Source organism: Ferviditalea candida (genome assembly GCF_035282765.1).
In the GTDB taxonomy this organism is placed as follows: domain Bacteria; phylum Bacillota; class Bacilli; order Paenibacillales; family KCTC-25726; genus Ferviditalea; species Ferviditalea candida.
In genome coordinates, this window is record NZ_JAYJLD010000020.1 from 1 (window position 1) to 17,713 (window position 17,713).

General features: G+C 49.5%; 15 protein-coding genes. 14 read left to right on the plus strand and 1 reads right to left on the minus strand.

Annotated elements, in window-relative coordinates; translation table 11 throughout:
* The first annotated feature begins 106 nt into the window (after nt 1-106).
* The 11 genes from rpsO to VF724_RS13325 all read left to right on the plus strand — a co-directional run bounded on the left by rpsO (nt 107) and on the right by VF724_RS13325 (nt 12,777).
* Complete coding sequence (gene rpsO / locus VF724_RS13275; RefSeq protein WP_371754739.1) at nt 107-376, plus strand: 30S ribosomal protein S15; 270 nt, start codon at nt 107-109, stop codon at nt 374-376.
* 212 nt (nt 377-588) lie between these two features.
* Nucleotides 589-2,694, plus strand: coding sequence for a polyribonucleotide nucleotidyltransferase (gene pnp / locus VF724_RS13280; RefSeq protein ID WP_371754740.1), 2,106 nt, complete (start codon nt 589-591; stop codon nt 2,692-2,694).
* A gap of 354 nt (nt 2,695-3,048) precedes the next feature.
* A complete protein-coding gene (locus VF724_RS13285) occupies nt 3,049-4,074 on the plus strand; it encodes a polysaccharide deacetylase family protein (RefSeq protein WP_371754741.1) in 1,026 nt (341 codons plus the stop codon).
* An 87-nt stretch (nt 4,075-4,161) separates the two neighbouring features.
* Complete coding sequence (locus VF724_RS13290) at nt 4,162-5,427, plus strand: M16 family metallopeptidase (protein ID WP_371754742.1); 1,266 nt, start codon at nt 4,162-4,164, stop codon at nt 5,425-5,427.
* A 4-nt stretch (nt 5,428-5,431) separates the two neighbouring features.
* Complete coding sequence (gene dut, locus VF724_RS13295) at nt 5,432-5,851, plus strand: dUTP diphosphatase (protein WP_371754800.1); 420 nt, start codon at nt 5,432-5,434, stop codon at nt 5,849-5,851.
* 206 nt (nt 5,852-6,057) lie between these two features.
* Nucleotides 6,058-6,957 (plus strand): dipicolinate synthase subunit DpsA, encoded by a 900-nt coding sequence (gene dpsA / locus VF724_RS13300; protein ID WP_371754743.1) that lies wholly within the window; start codon nt 6,058-6,060, stop codon nt 6,955-6,957.
* Nucleotides 6,954-7,559 carry a dipicolinate synthase subunit B gene (locus VF724_RS13305; protein ID WP_371754744.1) on the plus strand — a complete coding sequence of 202 codons (606 nt, stop codon included), beginning with the start codon at nt 6,954-6,956 and terminating at the stop codon, nt 7,557-7,559. The genes dpsA and VF724_RS13305 overlap by 4 nt, the downstream gene beginning before the upstream one ends.
* A 143-nt stretch (nt 7,560-7,702) precedes the next feature.
* Nucleotides 7,703-8,740 carry an aspartate-semialdehyde dehydrogenase gene (locus VF724_RS13310; protein ID WP_371754745.1) on the plus strand — a complete coding sequence of 346 codons (1,038 nt, stop codon included), beginning with the start codon at nt 7,703-7,705 and terminating at the stop codon, nt 8,738-8,740.
* A 76-nt stretch (nt 8,741-8,816) separates the two neighbouring features.
* Nucleotides 8,817-10,049, plus strand: coding sequence for an aspartate kinase (gene dapG / locus VF724_RS13315; protein ID WP_371754746.1), 1,233 nt, complete (start codon nt 8,817-8,819; stop codon nt 10,047-10,049).
* Nucleotides 10,050-10,094: 45 nt separating this feature from the next.
* On the plus strand, nt 10,095-10,964 hold the full coding sequence (dapA, locus tag VF724_RS13320; RefSeq protein WP_371754747.1) for a 4-hydroxy-tetrahydrodipicolinate synthase: 870 nt from the start codon (nt 10,095-10,097) through the stop codon (nt 10,962-10,964).
* A gap of 136 nt (nt 10,965-11,100) precedes the next feature.
* Nucleotides 11,101-12,777: a ribonuclease J gene (locus tag VF724_RS13325; RefSeq protein ID WP_371754748.1), complete on the plus strand. Its 1,677-nt coding sequence runs from the start codon at nt 11,101-11,103 to the stop codon at nt 12,775-12,777.
* Between the two features lie 104 nt (nt 12,778-12,881).
* On the opposite strand, the gene VF724_RS13330 is transcribed toward VF724_RS13325, so the two are convergent.
* The gene (locus tag VF724_RS13330) at nt 12,882-13,820 is read right to left on the minus strand and encodes a polysaccharide deacetylase family protein (protein ID WP_371754749.1); all 939 of its coding nucleotides are present in this window, start codon (nt 13,818-13,820) and stop codon (nt 12,882-12,884) included.
* Nucleotides 13,821-14,040: 220 nt separating this feature from the next.
* Between VF724_RS13330 and VF724_RS13335 the strand changes: the two genes are divergently transcribed.
* The 3 genes from VF724_RS13335 (at nt 14,041) to VF724_RS13345 (ending at nt 17,638) form a co-directional block, all read left to right on the plus strand.
* On the plus strand, nt 14,041-14,769 hold the full coding sequence (locus VF724_RS13335; RefSeq protein WP_371754801.1) for a ClpP family protease: 729 nt from the start codon (nt 14,041-14,043) through the stop codon (nt 14,767-14,769).
* Nucleotides 14,766-14,990 carry a YlzJ-like family protein gene (locus VF724_RS13340; protein WP_371754750.1) on the plus strand — a complete coding sequence of 75 codons (225 nt, stop codon included), beginning with the start codon at nt 14,766-14,768 and terminating at the stop codon, nt 14,988-14,990. The genes VF724_RS13335 and VF724_RS13340 overlap by 4 nt, the downstream gene beginning before the upstream one ends.
* Before the next feature lie 65 nt (nt 14,991-15,055).
* A complete protein-coding gene (locus tag VF724_RS13345) occupies nt 15,056-17,638 on the plus strand; it encodes a DNA translocase FtsK (RefSeq protein WP_371754751.1) in 2,583 nt (860 codons plus the stop codon).
* Nucleotides 17,639-17,713 lie beyond the last annotated feature (75 nt).

A 17,713-nucleotide genomic window follows, 5' to 3' on the forward strand; every position in this document is an offset into this window, starting at 1 on the left:
TCTTCGTCAAATATTATCCTCAAGCGCTTCGTGCGTCAAAGATGAAAACATGCGTAAAAGCGAGAAAAACGAAGAAAACATTAATTTATTGAGGGAGGTGAAAAGGATGGCAATTACGCAGGAACGCAAACAGCAGCTTATCGAGACCTATAAAACTCATGAAGCCGATACAGGTTCTCCGGAAGTACAGATCGCTATCCTTACCGAAAACATCGTGAATCTGACAGAGCATCTTCGGGAGCACAAAAAGGATCACCATTCCCGACGGGGCTTGCTGAAAATGGTAGGTCAGCGCCGCAAGCTGTTGGCTTATCTGAAGAACAAGGATGTTAACCGGTACAGCGCTTTGATCGAAAGACTGGGTCTGAGAAGATAAGTTTACCTGCAACCATGTTGTTTGCCGTCGTTTCAAAGGATGGCGAATAACTTGGTTGTTTTATTATGTTTTCGATAGCGCGACGGGTAAAAGTGGTATTATTTGTTTTTTGAAATACAGGAAATACTACTCAATATGAAGAATTAATGGTATGGTATTTATGCATAATGCTTGTATAAACGACATGCGATTTGTGATCGAGGAGTGAGTATATGGAACAAAGAGTCGAAATGGAACTAGGTGGCAGGCCGCTGATCCTGGAAACCGGGAAACTTGCCAAGCAGGCTAATGCGGCGGTTACCGTCCGTTACGGTGAAACGGTTGTGCTCTGCACGGTAACTGCTTCTTCGGAGCCCAAAGATCTGGATTTTTTTCCTTTAACGGTTAACTATGAAGAAAGATTGTATGCGGTCGGCAAAATACCCGGGGGATTTATTAAACGGGAAGGCCGCCCGAGCCAGAAAGCGATCCTCGCCAGCCGCTTGACAGACAGGCCGATTCGCCCGCTGTTTCCGGACGGGTTCCGCAACGATGTGCAAATTGTGTCCATCGTGATGAGTGTGGATCAGGATTGTTCCCCGGAAATTTCCGCAATGATCGGAACTTCTGCGGCATTGAGCATTTCCGACATTCCGTTCAACGGACCGATCGGCGGTGTGGTCGTGGGCCGGATCAATGGTGATTTTGTCATCAATCCGACAGTGGAACAAAGCAAAGAAAGCGACATTTATTTGGTCGTAGCCGGGACCAAGGATGCGATCATGATGGTGGAGGCCGAAGCGAATGAGGTTCCCGAGGAAGTGATGCTCGAAGCGATCATGTTCGGGCATAATACCATCAAGAGCATTGTAGCCGTCCAGGAAAAGCTGGTCGAGATTGCCGGCAAGCCGAAAATGGAAGTCAAGCTCAAGGAATTGGACAAGGAAGTTGAAAGACAGGTTAACGACTATGCCGAAGCGCGCATGGTGGAAGCGATTCGCATTCCGGAAAAACATGCCCGGCAAGCAGCCATCGATGCCATCCATGCAGAAGCGATGGAGCATTTTACCCAAGTGTATGCGGAAAAACCGGAATTGCTGGGTGAAGTTAACGAGGCGTTACATAAAATTGTAAAAACTGAAGTGCGTCGTTTGATCACACACGACAAAATCAGACCGGATGGACGAGCCTTAACCGAGATTCGGCCGATTGAATGTGAAATCGGGCTGCTGCCGCGAACACACGGCTCCGGACTGTTCACGCGCGGACAAACCCAAGCCCTCAGCGTTTGTACGCTCGGAGCGCTCGGCGATGTTCAGATTCTGGACGGATTGGATCTGGAAGAATCGAAACGCTTTATGCACCATTATAATTTTCCGCCTTTCAGCGTTGGGGAAGCGCGGCCGCTGCGCGCACCGGGAAGAAGGGAAATCGGTCACGGCGCTCTCGGTGAGCGAGCTTTGGAGAAGGTTCTTCCTCCGGAATCGGAATTCCCGTACACCATTCGTCTCGTCTCCGAGGTGCTGGAATCCAACGGATCGACGTCTCAAGCCAGCATCTGCGCAAGCACAATGGCGATGATGGATGCGGGCGTGCCGATTAAAGCGCCGGTTGCAGGCGTGGCGATGGGATTGATCAAAGACGGCGAGCATGTCTCCATTCTGACGGATATTCAAGGAATGGAAGATCATTTGGGCGACATGGACTTCAAAGTGGCCGGCACTGCTCAAGGCGTCACAGCGATTCAAATGGACATCAAGATCGATGGAATCGACCGGAAAATTCTGGCCAGCGCCTTGGAACAGGCCAGAGAAGGAAGATTGTTCATCCTCAACAAAATGCTTGGAACGATCGGCGAGCCCAAGAAAGATCTGTCTCCGTATGCGCCAAAAATTATCACCATGCAGATTCATCCCGACAAGATCCGCGAGGTGATCGGGCCTGGAGGTAAAATCATCAATAAGATCATTGAAGAAACCGGCGTAAAAATCGATATCGAGCAGGATGGCAGAGTGTATATCACTTCTCCCGATGTGGCCATGAATGAAAAAGCGCGGAAATCGATCGAGAATATCGTGCGTGAAGTGGTCGTCGGCGAAACCTATCTCGGTACAGTTAAAAGAATTGAGAAATTCGGGGCGTTTGTAGAAATTTTGCCCGGCAAAGAAGGTCTTGTTCACATTTCCCAACTGTCTACGGAAAGAGTCGCGAAAGTCGAGGATGTGGTTTCCTTGGGCGACAGCATTACCGTCAAAGTGACGGAAATTGATTCCCAAGGCAGAGTCAATCTTTCACGCAAAGCCGTGCTTGCCTCCCAGGAGGCTTCCAAGCCGCAATGACATGACAATCAATTGAACGCAAGCAAGGAGATGGACGCTATGCCATTTTCTCGGCACCTTCAGGTGATGAAAATGGCATGCCGAATCGTCCTTGAAGAATTGGCATAACAACCTCACGCGGTCGCTCATCAGCGGACTGGCCTCGATAGAGTTTTTTTACCGCATCGGAAAGTTTATGTTCGCTAAAGTGTTAAAGCGAATAGACTTTCTGACCGGCATAAAAAGCTACCGCTCAAGAAGGACTCGGCGACAGCTTTGAAAAGGCTTCAATAGAAGCTTTTTTTATTTTGGTTCTATTCCCGTTACCATCATCATAAGTATTAGGACAAACTGGTACGAGGAGTAGAGCGCTGTATGCGTGCAACCAAAATTGCGATCTTCGCTGTCTTTTTTTTGTTAATCTACTGGATGCTGGGCCAGTCCCAACCTGTGGAATCCTTCATTGATTTGGTCAAGCTGCAATCGGTGAGTTCCCATAAAGGCGGCGGCCAGTATGAGCAGGTTTTTGACCGGATGCTCACGGGGAGAGACGGAAAAAGCAACCTGCTGCAGCGAATTCAAAAAAAGGCGGATGAGTTTCGGATCGCGCCGGAAAATGCCGTGATCGACCGGGTATGGAAGGCGATACCGGGCTACAACGGGCTTGAGGTGGATGTCGATAAAACGTACAAGCTGGCTATGGAGAAAAAGCTGGATGATCCGATTCCTTATGTCTTTAAAGAGATTCCTCCGGCTATCAATTTGGAGGATTTGGAGCCGAATCCGATTTACAAAGGGAATCCGAAAAAACCGATGGTCGCGATTATGATTAATGTTGCCTGGGGAAACGAATATATCCCTTCCATCCTGAAAACTCTGCGGGATGAAAATGTGCACGCCACTTTCTTTTTGGATGGAAGCTGGCTGAGCAAAAACAAAAGCATCGCGGAACAAATCATGAAAGAAGGCCATGAGCTCTCCAATCACGCCTATTCCCATAAAAACATGAGCAAGCTGAGCGATGCGGCGGCGGAAAACGAAATCTTGAAGACGGAAAAGCTGCTGAAGCAGTTGAATGTACAAAACAATTTATTTGCTCCGCCCTCTGGAGATTTCAATCAAAACACCGTGAACTTGGCTAACCGGCTTCATTTGAAAACCGTTTTATGGACAATTGACACCGTCGATTGGAAAAATCCCTCTCCCGATTGGATCATCCGCAGAATTTCCAGCCGGCTTGAGCCCGGTTCGCTGATTTTGATGCATCCGACCCGCTCTTCCAGCGCCGCGCTTCCTGCAATGATCAAAGAAATCAAAAACAGGGGGCTTGTGCTGGGAACCGTCAGTGAATTGCTTTCAACCAAGCGGGTGCCCGATATTGTGACGCCGAGAAATTTCTGATAGTATAGGGATGTGATTTTTTTACCACAGAATTTTTAAGTTTCCGCTTGAAAGGACTTTTTCTTAACATTCATAGGAGGATAATGTGTGAAGAAGGTTCAGCTTGACAACGGATTGCGAATTGTATATGAAGAAATCCCCACCATGCGTTCGGTCTCATTCGGGATTTGGGTCAAAACCGGCTCCCGCAATGAATCTCCCGAAAACAACGGGATTTCTCATTTAATTGAGCATATGCTGTTCAAAGGAACAGAAAAGTACAGTGTCCGGGAAATTGCCGAGATCTTTGACGGAATCGGCGGAAATGTCAATGCGTTTACCGCCAAGGAATATACCTGCTACTACGCTAAGGTTCTGGACCGCCATCTGCCGATCGCAGTGGATGTGCTGGCGGACATGTTCTTTCATTCGCTGCTGGATGGAGAAGAATTGCGGAAAGAAAAGAATGTGATCTTTGAAGAAATCTCCATGTACGAGGACACTCCGGACGATATGGTGCATGATTTGGTAACCCGCGCGGCGTACGGTTCTCATTCGCTTGGTTATTCCATTCTGGGCACGGAAGACATTTTGGGCGAATTGCATTCGGAAGATTTGCGAAAATATATGAAAGAGTATTATACCATAGAAAATACCGTGATTAGTGTGGCCGGCAATATCAATAACAATGTCATCGATTTGATTGACAAGCACTTCGGCTCCTATGCCAACCTCGGCATCGAGCGGTCTCAGCCGGTTCCCGAGTTTCTTGGAGGGCATATTTTTCATGCCAAGACGACGGAGCAGAACCACTTTTGCCTGTCGCTCCCGGGCTGCTCAACCGATGATGACCGGCTATACGCCATGGTGATGCTGAACAATGCGATCGGGGGGGGCATGAGCTCCCGGCTGTTTCAGGAGGTTCGGGAAAAGAGGGGGCTGGCCTATTCGATTTATTCCTATCATTCCGCTTTTATCGACAGCGGTTTATTCACAATCTATGCAGGCACCGCCCCCAAGCAAACCGAGGAAGTGCTGAAGGTCACTCTGGATGTGCTTGATGAAATCCGCCGGAACGGACTGAGCGATAAAGAACTGGCTCAGGGAAAAGAGCAGCTGAAAGGCAGCCTGATCCTCAGCCTGGAAAGCACAAGCAGCCGGATGAACCGGATTGGAAAGAATGAGCTGATTCTGGGCAAGCATTATTCGTTGGACGAAATGATCGAAAAAATCGACAGTGTCACTATGGAGGATATCCTGGAGATGACGAAGCGGATTTTTACCGAGCCGTTTTCGTTTTCCATGGTAGGTCAATCCGAAGAAGCATTAAAGAACTTTAGGAGGGATCAGCTTGTCATACAAGGTGGAAATTAAACGCATGCCGGGTTGCGAAGATATCATACTGCCGCGGCAGATGTCCTCATTGGCCAGCGGTTTTGACATTCACGCCGCGGTAGCGGAGCCCGTGGCGCTGAATCCGGGCGAGCGAACGCTGATTCCCACCGGATTCGCGCTCGCCATCCCGCAAGGATTGGAAGCTCAAGTCCGACCGCGCAGCGGACTGGCACTGAAGCACGGGATCACGGCGTTGAATTCGCCGGGAACGATTGACGCCGATTACCGAGGCGAGGTCAAAGTGCTCCTGATCAACCATGGCAGCGAACCGTTCGTCATTCAACGAAATGAGCGCATCGCCCAAATGGTCTTTCAAGTGGTTCCGGAAATTTTATTCGAACAGGTATCCGAGCTCTCCGAAACCGAACGGGGTGAGGGAGGCTTCGGCCATACCGGAAAATAGACGCGCGCATTATTCCGTTTTGTTATTTGTGCGAGGGGCTGTCCCACAGCAGAGAAATCTGTTGAGGGGCGGCTTTTTTACATGATTTGCATTGCGGGGATTCGGCGGGAGCCGCAAATTACGTGCATCTTTTCTCCGCTGTCACCAAATCTGGGCGCTCGCATAAGATATCATTGTAATTGCGTCGGAAAGGAGCGTTAGGACAGATGCTAACAGGCATTCAGGTGGCATTGGTCGGAGGTGATGCCCGGCAAATCGAAGTGATCCGAAAATTTTCAGAAATGGACGCAACGGTCACTTTGATCGGGTTTGACAACCTGCAGAGTTCATTCAGCGGTGTCACCAAGGAGGAGATGGATCCCAAGGTGTTCATGAATCTAGACGCGCTGGTTTTACCTCCGGTCGGCACGGATGACGCGGGCGGAGTGGAAACGATCTTCTCTTCCCAGTCGATTCGGCTGACAGAGGAGCATATTTCCAGTTTGCCGAAGCATGCGAAAGTCTATACCGGAATGGCAAAGCCTTATCTCATTCAGCTTTGCTCCAACGCGCAGATCGAATTGGTGGAATTATTCGATTTGGATGACGTGGCGATTTACAATTCGATACCTACGGCTGAAGGCGCGCTGATGATGGCCATTCAGAATACCGATATTACGATACACGGTTCGGAATGCATGGTGCTTGGGATGGGCAGAACGGGGAAGACGCTGGCAAGAGTGCTGAAAGGATTGGGTGCGCATGTGCGCGTCGGAGTCCGCCGGAAGGAACATTTTGCGCGGGCGTGGGAAATGGGTTTCGATCCCTTTTATATAGATCAACTGGCCTTGGAAGTTTCCAATATCGACTTGATTTTTAACACAATTCCGACTATGATAGTCACAGCACAAGTCATTGCGCAAATTCCTCCCCGGGCGATCATTATCGACCTTGCCTCCAAGCCTGGCGGAACCGATTTCAGGTTTGCCGAAAAGCGGGGCATAAAGTCGATCTTGGCGCCCGGATTGCCCGGAATCGTGGCTCCGAAAACGGCGGGTCGGATTATTGCAAACACCCTCTGCCAGTTGATATTGGAGGATACCGGTAAACGGAGGAATGCGGAATGAATTGGAATGGTAAAAATGTCGGATTTGCCTTGTCGGGATCGCACTGCACCTTTGAGGAGGTCATGCCCGAAATCGGTCGGTTCGTTAAAGCCGGGGCAAAGGTGCATCCGATTGTTTCACATTCTCTGCTGACGACCGATACCAGGTTCGGCAAAGCGGAGGATTGGCAAAAACAGTTGAAAGAAATAACGGGGAATGATATTATTTCTTCAATTGTAGAAGCGGAGCCTTTAGGGCCATCCAAACTGCTTGATATCCTGGTGATTGCTCCTTGTACGGGCAATACGACCAGCAAGCTGGCGAATGCGATGACGGAAACCCCGGTGCTGATGGCAGCGAAAGCACAGATGAGAAATCAAAGACCGGTTGTTTTGGCCATTTCCACCAACGACGGCTTGGGCTTGAATGCCGCCAATATCGCCAAGCTGCTTTCTGCCAAACATATTTACTTTGTACCTTTTGGACAGGACGCGCCGGAGAAAAAACCGAATTCTTTGGTCGCGAAAATGGATTTGATCATGGAAACCTGTGCAGCGGCCCTGGAAGGCAGACAGCTTCAACCGCTGATCATTGAAAGATACAAGTATCCGTTCACGACTTAACCGTCTCTTCGTTGAAGCCCGCGATCCGGGGCGGTTCGCACAAGAAAGGATGCGAAAACTTCCATTCACGCAGTCCGGTTGCTTGGAAGCACTTCGATAGCAGTTTTTCTTATTTTTTATTATCGGAAAAGGGGAAGATCTCCATGCAGAATCAAAAATTGTTTAATGTTGCAGTTGTCGGAGCAACCGGAGCAGTAGGCGAACAAATTATCAAATTACTGGAAGAACGCAATTTTCCGGTGAATCGGCTGAAACTGTTGGCATCCTCCAAATCCGCCGGATTGAAACTGAAATTCAAGGGTCAGGATATTATCGTCGAGGAAGCGACACCAGAAAGCTTTAAGGATGTCGATATCGCCTTATTCAGCGCAGGCGGAGCGATCAGCAAGGAGCTGGTCCCCCACGCCGTCCGAAGCGGCGCGGTCTGTATCGACAATACCAATGCGTTTCGGATGGATCCGGAAACACCGTTGATCGTCCCTGAAGTCAACATGGATAAAATTAATGAACACAAAGGCATTATCGCCAATCCCAACTGTTCGACGATTCAGATGGTGGCGGCGCTGAAGCCGTTGTATGACCGTTACGGTATCGACAGGATTATCGTATCGACCTATCAAGCCGTCTCCGGTGCCGGATCAAAGGCGATTGCGGAAACGATGAGGCAGTCGAAGGAAATCCTCGAGGGCAATGATCCTGAGCCGCAGATTCTTCCTGTGGGCTCACTGCCGGTCAAACATCAAATCGCGTTCAATGCGATTCCGCAAATCGACAAATTTGAGGATAACGGGTTTACCTTGGAAGAAATGAAAATGATCAGGGAAACCCAAAAAATCATGGGCGACGACTCTTTGAAAGTAACGGCGACCTGTGTGCGGATTCCTGTCGTTTATGGCCACTCGGAATCCGTGTACGTTGAATTGAAAAACGATTTTGAGATTGAGGATGTCAGATCGCTGTTATCCGACGCGCCAGGAGTTGTGGTCGTCGACGATCCGGCAAATCAGCGCTATCCTTTGGCAACCGATGCCGCCGGGAAATTGGATGTTTTTGTCGGACGCATTCGCAAAGACCTGTACAATAACCGCGCATTGAATATGTGGATTGTGTCCGATAATCTGCTGAAGGGTGCGGCGTGGAACGCCGTGCAAATTGCCGAATATATTGCCATTCAACAGTAAGGGCTCGCGATGAAATTAGTTCCTAGGACTTGATCAGCTTCGACGGATTTTGACATAGGGTCAGGGGGAAGAAAATTTGCCGATTCTTGTGCAAAAATTCGGAGGAACCTCCCTGTCCACGGCTCAGGCCAGAGAACATGCCATACATCATATTCAAAATGCGCTTTTGCAAGGGTACAAATTGGTTGTGACTGTTTCCGCCATGGGCAGAAAAGGGGATTCCTTCGCAACAGATACCTTATTGGATTGGATTGCGTCAAACGGGAATCAGCTTCCGGCAAGGGAAAAAGACATGCTGCTCGGCTGCGGCGAAATTATTTCCGCAGCCACCCTTTGCAGCCTGCTGAATGCTCGTTCCATACCATCTGTCGTTTTAAGCGGGGGACAGGCGGGCATCCTGACGAACGATCAGTTCGGAAATGCCCATATTATTTCCGTTCAGCCCGATCGAATATTGGAGTTCCTGCAGAAGGACCTGGTGGTGATCGTTGCCGGCTTTCAAGGGAGAACCGCGCAAGGTGACCTCACGACCTTGGGCAGAGGGGGAAGCGATACGACCGCAACTGCCCTGGGAGCGGCGTTGAAAGCCGAATATGTAGACATCTTCACCGATGTCAACGGTATATTGACGGCAGACCCGCGAATTGTAGAGGAAGCAAAACCTCTGTTTGAAGTGACATACGGTGAAATATGCAACATGGCCTATCATGGAGCCAAGGTGATTCATCCCAGAGCGGTTGAAATTGCCATGCAGGCCGGGATTCCGATTCGCGTCCGCTCTACGTTCTCAGATGACGAAGGGACGCTGGTGACAAGCGCCGATAATATCAAGCGGCAGCATCCGCGAATCCTCGACAAGTTTGTAACCGGGATTGCGTATGTGTCGGATGTTTCGCAAATCCGTCTCTTTTCTGCAGCAGGACAATATGATCTGCATCTTAAAGTATTTAAGGCGATGGCTGAAAATCAAATCAGCGTTGATTTTATCAATGTGAATCCTTCGGGGATTGTGTATACGGTGTTCGACACCGAAGCCGAAAGAGCTGCACGGATTCTTCATGAAATGGGATATGAACCGGAGATTTCTTCACATTGTGCTAAGGTTTCCGTAATCGGCGGAGGCATGAACGGGGTTCCGGGCATCATGGCGAGAATCGTTGAAGCTTTAACCGAGGAAGATATTCCGATTCTTCAGTCGGCGGATTCCAATACGACGATTTGGGTTCTTGTCGCTCATCACAATATGGCCAGGGCGGTGAGAGCCCTGCACCGCAAATTTCAGCTTCATGAGGAGCAGGTAAGTCAATAATTTATTTAGTCATAAATTATATTAGCTGTTAAGGAGGAACCCTTAGTGGATTTTGGAAGAGTCATCACCGCGATGGTCACCCCGTTTGACCAAAATCTGCAAATCGATTGGAACCGGACGGCCAGACTGATCGATTATCTTATCGAAGAGCAGCAGAATGAAGGATTGGTTATCAGCGGCACAACCGGAGAATCTCCGACCCTAAGCGACGAGGAAAGACTCGAGCTGTTCGATTTTGCAGTCAAACATGCCAACGGCCGTTGCAAGATTATTGCCGGAACGGGAAGCAACAACACCGAGCATTCCATCCATTTGACGAAGGAAGCCGAAAAAACGGGTGTCGACGCCATTCTGCAGGTGGCGCCTTATTATAACCGCCCGAATCAGGAGGGGCTGTACCGGCATTTTAAAGCCATTGCTGAGAGCACTTCGCTTCCTGTGATGCTTTACAACATTCCGAAGCGGACCGGCGTGGATATTGCGGCCGAGACGACCGTGCGGTTGTCTGAAATTGATAATATCGTTGCGACCAAAGAATGCGGCACACTGGAGCAGACTTCCTATATCATCGAAAATGCCAAAGACGGCTTTACGGTCTACACCGGCGACGACCCGATGACGCTCCCCGTGCTTGCCATCGGCGGCCATGGAATTGTCAGTGTGACTGCCCACGTGATCGGCAGGGAAATGCAGGAGATGATCCGGCTTTTCTTTGACGGACATTTAGCGGAAGCAGCCAAAATGCACCGTAAATTGATGCCTATATTCACTGGCCTGTTTATTTCACCCAGCCCGGGACCGGTTAAATTTGCGCTTCAGCTGCACGGAATTGAAACGGGGGAAGTCAGACTGCCGTTGGTCATGCCGTCTGAAAGCGAACGCCAAAGCATTCAAGCCCTGTTCAACCTCAAGTAATCGGCAGAAGCGCCCATCGACTTGTTTTATGGATTCGTGTTCATGTATAATAATTTCGAAGTGACTGGTGCGGTTTTTATAAATGGTTTGGTTTGATTACCAATGATCGTCGCTAAATTGTATAGGAGGTATAGACTTGTCAAAAAAGAATATGGATAAATTGACCATTTTCGCTCTGGGCGGCGTGGGCGAGATTGGTAAGAATATGTATGTGGTACAGTACGCAAATGACATTGTAGTGATTGACTCAGGTTTGAAATTTCCAGAGGAGGAAATGCTTGGAATCGATATCGTGATTCCGGATATCTCCTATCTGCTTGAACATCGGGATAAGGTAAGAGGAATTTTGCTGACCCACGGCCATGAGGACCATATCGGAGGCCTTCCGTATGTGCTTAAAAACCTGAATGTTCCGGTTTACGGTACAAAGCTGACGCTCGGACTGGTGGAGAGCAAGCTGAAGGAAGCGAATTTGCTCGGTGAGACCAAGCGCATTCTGATTAAAGCGGATTCCGTGATTCCACTGGGCTGCATGACCGCTTCTTTCTTCAGAACGAATCACAGCATTCCGGATTCCGTTGGTGTCTGTCTGGAAACTCCAGAGGGCGTCGTTGTTCACACGGGAGACTTCAAATTCGATCAGACTCCGGTAAACGAACAATATGCGGATTTGCACCGGATGGGTGAAATCGGACATAAAGGTGTACTTGCTCTGCTCTCGGACAGCACCAATGCGGAGCGTCCGGGCTTTACCGGATCGGAACGCAGTGTCGGCAAGGAGCTGGAAGAAGTGTTCCGAAGAGCGAAGCAGCGCGTAGTCGTTGCTACATTCGCTTCCAATGTTCACAGGATTCAGCAGGTAATCGAAGCGGCTTTAGTTACCGGGAGGAAGCTGACCGTCGTGGGCAGAAGCATGGTCAACGTAGTGACTATTGCTACCGAGCTGGGATATTTGTACATCCCGGATGGAATGCTGATCGAGCCGGAGGAAGTGAACAAGCTTCCTGCCGACCGTGTGGTCATCCTTTCAACGGGCAGCCAGGGTGAACCGATGTCCGCGCTGACGCGCATGGCCAGATCGACACATCGAAAAGTAGATATTCTGCCTGGCGATACGGTCGTTATCGCAGCCACCCCGATCCCCGGGAACGAAAAATACGTGGGACGAACTGTCGATGAATTATTCAGACTGGGCGCTAATGTGATTTACGGTCCGGGATCCATTTCCGGCGTTCACGTTTCGGGTCACGGCAGCCAGGAAGAATTGAAATTGATGCTGAACTTTATGCGTCCCAAGTATTTCATTCCGATTCACGGGGAATACCGCATGCTTAGACAGCATGCTCTGCTGGCGGAATCCGTAGGCGTCGAGAAGGAGAATATCTTTATTATCGACAACGGCGATACAGTGGAAATCCAGAACGGCACAGCCCGCAAAGGTTCGAAGGTGCAAGCCGGCAATGTGCTGATCGACGGTTTGGGTGTGGGGGATGTCGGCAATATTGTTCTTCGCGACCGCAAGCTGCTCTCGCAGGACGGCATTCTGGTGGTCGTCGTCACATTAAGCAAGCAGGAAGGCAAAATCCTTTCCGGACCGGATATTATCTCGCGCGGTTTCGTTTATGTCAGGGAATCCGAAGGTCTTCTGGATGAAGCGAACCGGATCGTCAGCAGCACCCTGAACAAACTGATGAGCGAGAACGTCAACGAATGGGCTTCATTAAAAACACATGTTAAAGACGCATTGGGAAGATTTTTATATGAACAAACCAAAAGACGACCAATGATTTTACCAATCATTATGGAAGTTTAAAACCAGCTGCATAGTCACTAAGGGCTCGCGATTCGCGATGCCTAATAAATGGAACGTCACTTTTCAAACGGAATGGGAACATAAAAAATGTTAAAAAAGCTATCTTATTTGTTAAATAAGATAGCTTTTTGCGCGAGGGAAGGCACATTTTCCTGGGCGTAGAAGGGGTTGGAACGTGCGGTTTGGATCAAGATCCGGAGCTTGAGCTTTTCCGGGGTCAGCTTTGGGCTTCCCGCATTCAATCGAGGAATTTCATACGGATCGGCTTGCCGCGTCGCCATACCCTGTTTGACAGTGAAGGCATAGCGGATTCCGGTTTTTTGCAAAATCGTTTCGACCGGCTTACTGAACATTCCATAGGGGTAAGCGAAAAAATCGAGTCTGCCGGAGTACAGCGGTTTTAATTTTGCGATGCATTCCGTGAGATCCTGAGTGACCCGTTGTTCGTATTGCTGTTCGGTTTCCATTTTTCCGTTTACATTGAGCTTTTCGATGAGCAAAGATTTTCGTTTATAGAGAGAATGAAGATGATCGGTATGCGGTTGGACGGCGATAAAATTGGAATGCTCCGTCATGTCCAGAATTTGTCCCCGTGACAGATGCAGAATTTTTCCCGGTTTCAGACGATCAAGATCGGATGTGATGACGAAGTTGACTGCAGGAATGTCCAACTGCTTAAGAATCGGGTAAGCATCGGAATAGAAGCTCGCATATCCGTCGTCAAACGTTACCAGCAGGGCGTTATTCATGACCGGACCGCCTGACATGAACTCCCGGAATTGTTCAAGCGTAATGAAGTTAAAGCCTTCAAATTGCAAATAAGACAGCTGCTGTTGAAACGACTGCGGTGTGATCACTGCCGGGCCTTTGACCGTTTGGCTGATGTGATGATACATGAGCACGCCCACCCGGTTGCTGAAATACACGTTGTGCTCCGTTTTTTGGCCGTTTCCGGCATGAGCGAAATCTTTCGTTTCGGCATAGACCGATTGTGCGGAAATAGGTTGGTGAAAGGCAGGCACTGCAATTAATACGTAAGTCAAACACAAGATGCTGAAAAAAATGAAATAAGGCCTCATAAATTCGAATCGTTTCTCCCCTCAAAAGTCCACTTACAATCCCCCATTATCAACCAATTATATCTTAAATAGCTTAAAAAGAAATGAAAAAAATTGTATAATTTTTGGGCCCGCAATCATACTAAAAAAAGCTTTCGCTACTTACGGTTTTGGAATGGAGGAAATCGATTTGGTTGGCAATTCCATGGAAAACGATAACCCGGCTCAGGATCCTCAGACAGGAGACAAGTCGAAAAATCCGACGGTCGAGAACATCCAGCAGTTGGGCCAGACGACAACGCCGATCGGTGAATCAAATATCTACTGCCTGACCATCATCGGACAAGTCGAGGGACATCTTGTGTTGCCGCCGCAAAACAAGACGACCAAGTATGAGCATTTGATTCCGCAGTTGGTAGCAGCCGAACAAAGCAGCAAGATCGAAGGAATTCTGGTCATTTTGAATACGGTTGGCGGGGATGTGGAGGCAGGGCTCGCGATTGCAGAAATGGTATCATCCTTGTCCAAGCCGACAGTTGCCCTTGTTTTGGGCGGTGGTCACAGCATCGGGGTGCCGATTGCCGTATCCGCCGATTATTCGTATATTGCCGATACGGCCACAATGACGATTCATCCGATCCGTTTGAATGGGATGGTGATCGGAGTGCCGCAGACTTTTGAATACCTGGAAAAAATGCAGGAGCGCGTCATCCGTTTTGTTACCCAGCATTCCAAAATTTCCGAGGAGCATTTGAAGGAACTGATGTTCAAAACCGGAGAATTGACCAGGGATATCGGAACGACGGTCATCGGTCCAGATGCTGTACGATATGGCTTGATCGATGCCATTGGCGGTGTCGGAGAAGCCATTGCCGAATTGAACCGGCGGATTGAAGAACAGAAAAATACAATGAGCGGCGGGATCGTCCAATGATCATATACACCATCATGCCGGAGGATTTGCTGTTTCAAGGAATGGATGATGAACGGGGGCCGTATTTGGAAATCGAGATCGACGGGGTAACGATGCAGGTAGAGCCTGTCAATCCCCAACAGGCTAAAATTGTCAGGCTGATCAGTCCCGTTCCGGAGCATTACTTAAATCCTAAATATGCTCCCGGCAGCATGATCGAATTCTCACCGCGGCTGAAGTAAGCTTTCACTTTCCCCATACACGCCCCTGCGCCAATATGGTATAATACAAGCGGGGGTGTGGATATTTGGCAAAAAAAAGAAATAAGAAAAAAAGAAACGATTCCATTCTTAAATATGAAATGTACGGAATCCTGCTGATTGTTTTTTCGGTCATTTCTTTGGCTGGAAAAGGACAACTTCCCGGTTTGGGCAGTGTCGGCCGATCTTTAAGCTACATCAGCTTGTTTATGGCCGGCCATCTTTATTTTGTGATTCCGTTTGCGGTAATTTACATAGGACTTCATGTCATGGTAAAAAGAAAATGGCCGCGCAAATGGTCCAGCCGCATGACCGGCCTGCTGCTGCTGACATTTGCTTTTGCGCTGCTGCAGCAGTTCCAGCTCATTGAACAGCAATACCCGAACCATGCTCCGGGCTATTCCTCCATCCTCCAAGAACCGTATGCCAATTTGAAGGACTATCTGTCCTCGAAGCGGACGGATTTGGATGCTGTGCATTACAAGGAAGGCCTTGGAGGAGGGTTTGCCGGAGCTTTGATATTTATGCTGCTGTATTTCTTCTTCGGTAATATCGGAGCGAAATTATTCATGTATGCTTTTTTTGCGATCGGTTTCATATATGTTACCGGCTTTTCTTATGTGGAGCTTGGAGGGAAATTCAGGGACACAATGAACAGGCTGTTCTTGAAGCTGAAAGAGAGGCTTCAGGAAATCGCGATGCTGTTGAAGCGCAAAAACAGAGCCCAGAAGCATCGCCGCAAGCTCGGTCAAGCCCGCTTATCCTCTCTCCCGTTGGAAGAAGATATCCATGAAGAGACGCTGCGGCCGAACAGGAAAAAGCGTTCAGCAGGCAAGAATAAATCGCTGCTTATGCAGCTGCTGCAGTCGGATGAGAAGAACGATGCTCCGATGCAGGAGGGGCGGTTCGTGGAGGAGGACGGGGACAAGCCTCTTTTCATCGAACAAACGCCCGAGCCTTCCGAAACCGATGGCGCTGTCGTACCGGATCAGGATGAAAAAATTCCATATTTCCGCGATTTTCTGGATCATACGGAACAACTCGATGAGGCTTTCCCTATTGAGCAGGTGAATGAGAGCGAGCAGCAAGTTGAAACCGTGGAAAGCCCGCTGCCGGAAACGGTTCCGAAAGAGCAGCCTGCGGAGGAAGATCTTCCGGATCAGGAGCTCGCCTTCTCCGGCTCTCCTGAAGGGGAGAAGCCTCCCGTACCTTATCAGCTTCCTCCGTTCTACCTGCTGAAAAAACCGTTGAACGCAGGTAAAGGCGCCGAGCACTTGGATTACAAGGCGAATGCGAGGAAGCTCGAAGCAACCTTGGAAAGCTTCGGAGTCCGGGCCAAGGTGCTGGAAATTGTTCGCGGGCCGGCCGTGACGCGTTACGAAATCCAGCCTGACATCGGCGTGAAGGTCAGTCGAATCGTCGGCTTGGCTGATGATATCGCGCTTGCGCTGGCAGCCAAAGATCTGCGCATGGAGGCGCCGATTCCCGGGAAGTCCGCGATCGGCATCGAGGTGCCGAATATGGAAATTGCAATGGTAACCATGAGGGAAGTGATGGAGAGCGCGGCCTTTCATGAATCGGTGTCCAAGCTGTCGATTTGTCTGGGCAGAGATATATCGGGTCAACCGATCGTCGGAAATTTGGCCCGTATGCCGCATCTTCTGGTCGCAGGGGCGACCGGATCGGGAAAATCCGTCTGCATTAACGGGATCATCAGCAGTATTTTATTTAAAGCGAAGCCGGATGAAGTGAAATTTTTGATGATTGATCCGAAGATGGTGGAACTGACCGTTTACAATGGCATTCCGCATCTTTTGGCACCGGTCGTGACTGATCCCCGCCGCGCCTCGCTCGCGCTGAAAAAAGTTGTCAGCGAAATGGAAAAACGGTATGAATTATTCTCGAAATCGGGGACCCGCAATGTGGAAGGATATAACCTGCTGGTAACCGAAAAAGGAGAGGAACCGCTTCCGTACATCGTCGTGATCGTCGACGAGCTGGCTGATTTGATGATGGTGGCGGCGGGCGACGTGGAGGATGCCATTTGCCGGCTGGCGCAAATGGCGCGCGCGGCCGGGATACACTTGATCATCGCTACACAAAGACCGTCCGTCGATGTCATTACCGGATTGATTAAAGCCAATATTCCGTCGAGGATTGCTTTCGGCGTTTCCTCGCAGGTTGACTCGCGAACCATTCTGGATATGGCCGGAGCCGAAAAGCTTCTCGGACGGGGAGACATGCTCTATTTGCCGGTCGGCGAATCCAAACCGATTCGCGTCCAAGGCGCATTTGTTTCCGATCAGGAAGTGGAAGCGATCGTCGATTTCGTCAGCTCGCAGGGAAAAGCCGAATACCGGGAGGAATTGGTTCCGGAAGTTGAAGAACAGCAGGACAAAGAGGAAGCATCGTTGGACGAGCTGTACCTGCAGGCCGTGCAAATCGTGGTGGAAGCGAAGCAGGCGTCCGTTTCCTTGCTGCAGCGCAGATTGCGAATCGGATATACGCGCGCGGCTCGCTTGATAGATTCCATGGAAGCGAACGGCATTGTCGGTTCTTATGAAGGAAGCAAGCCGCGGGAAGTGCTGCTGACCCCGGAGCAGTTTCATCAGAACCGGATCAGCTCCTGATCTTCAAGCGCCTCCCTTTTTTGAATAGAAGACCTCAACTTTTCTCATAATAAACCCAGATATCCGGAATTTGAG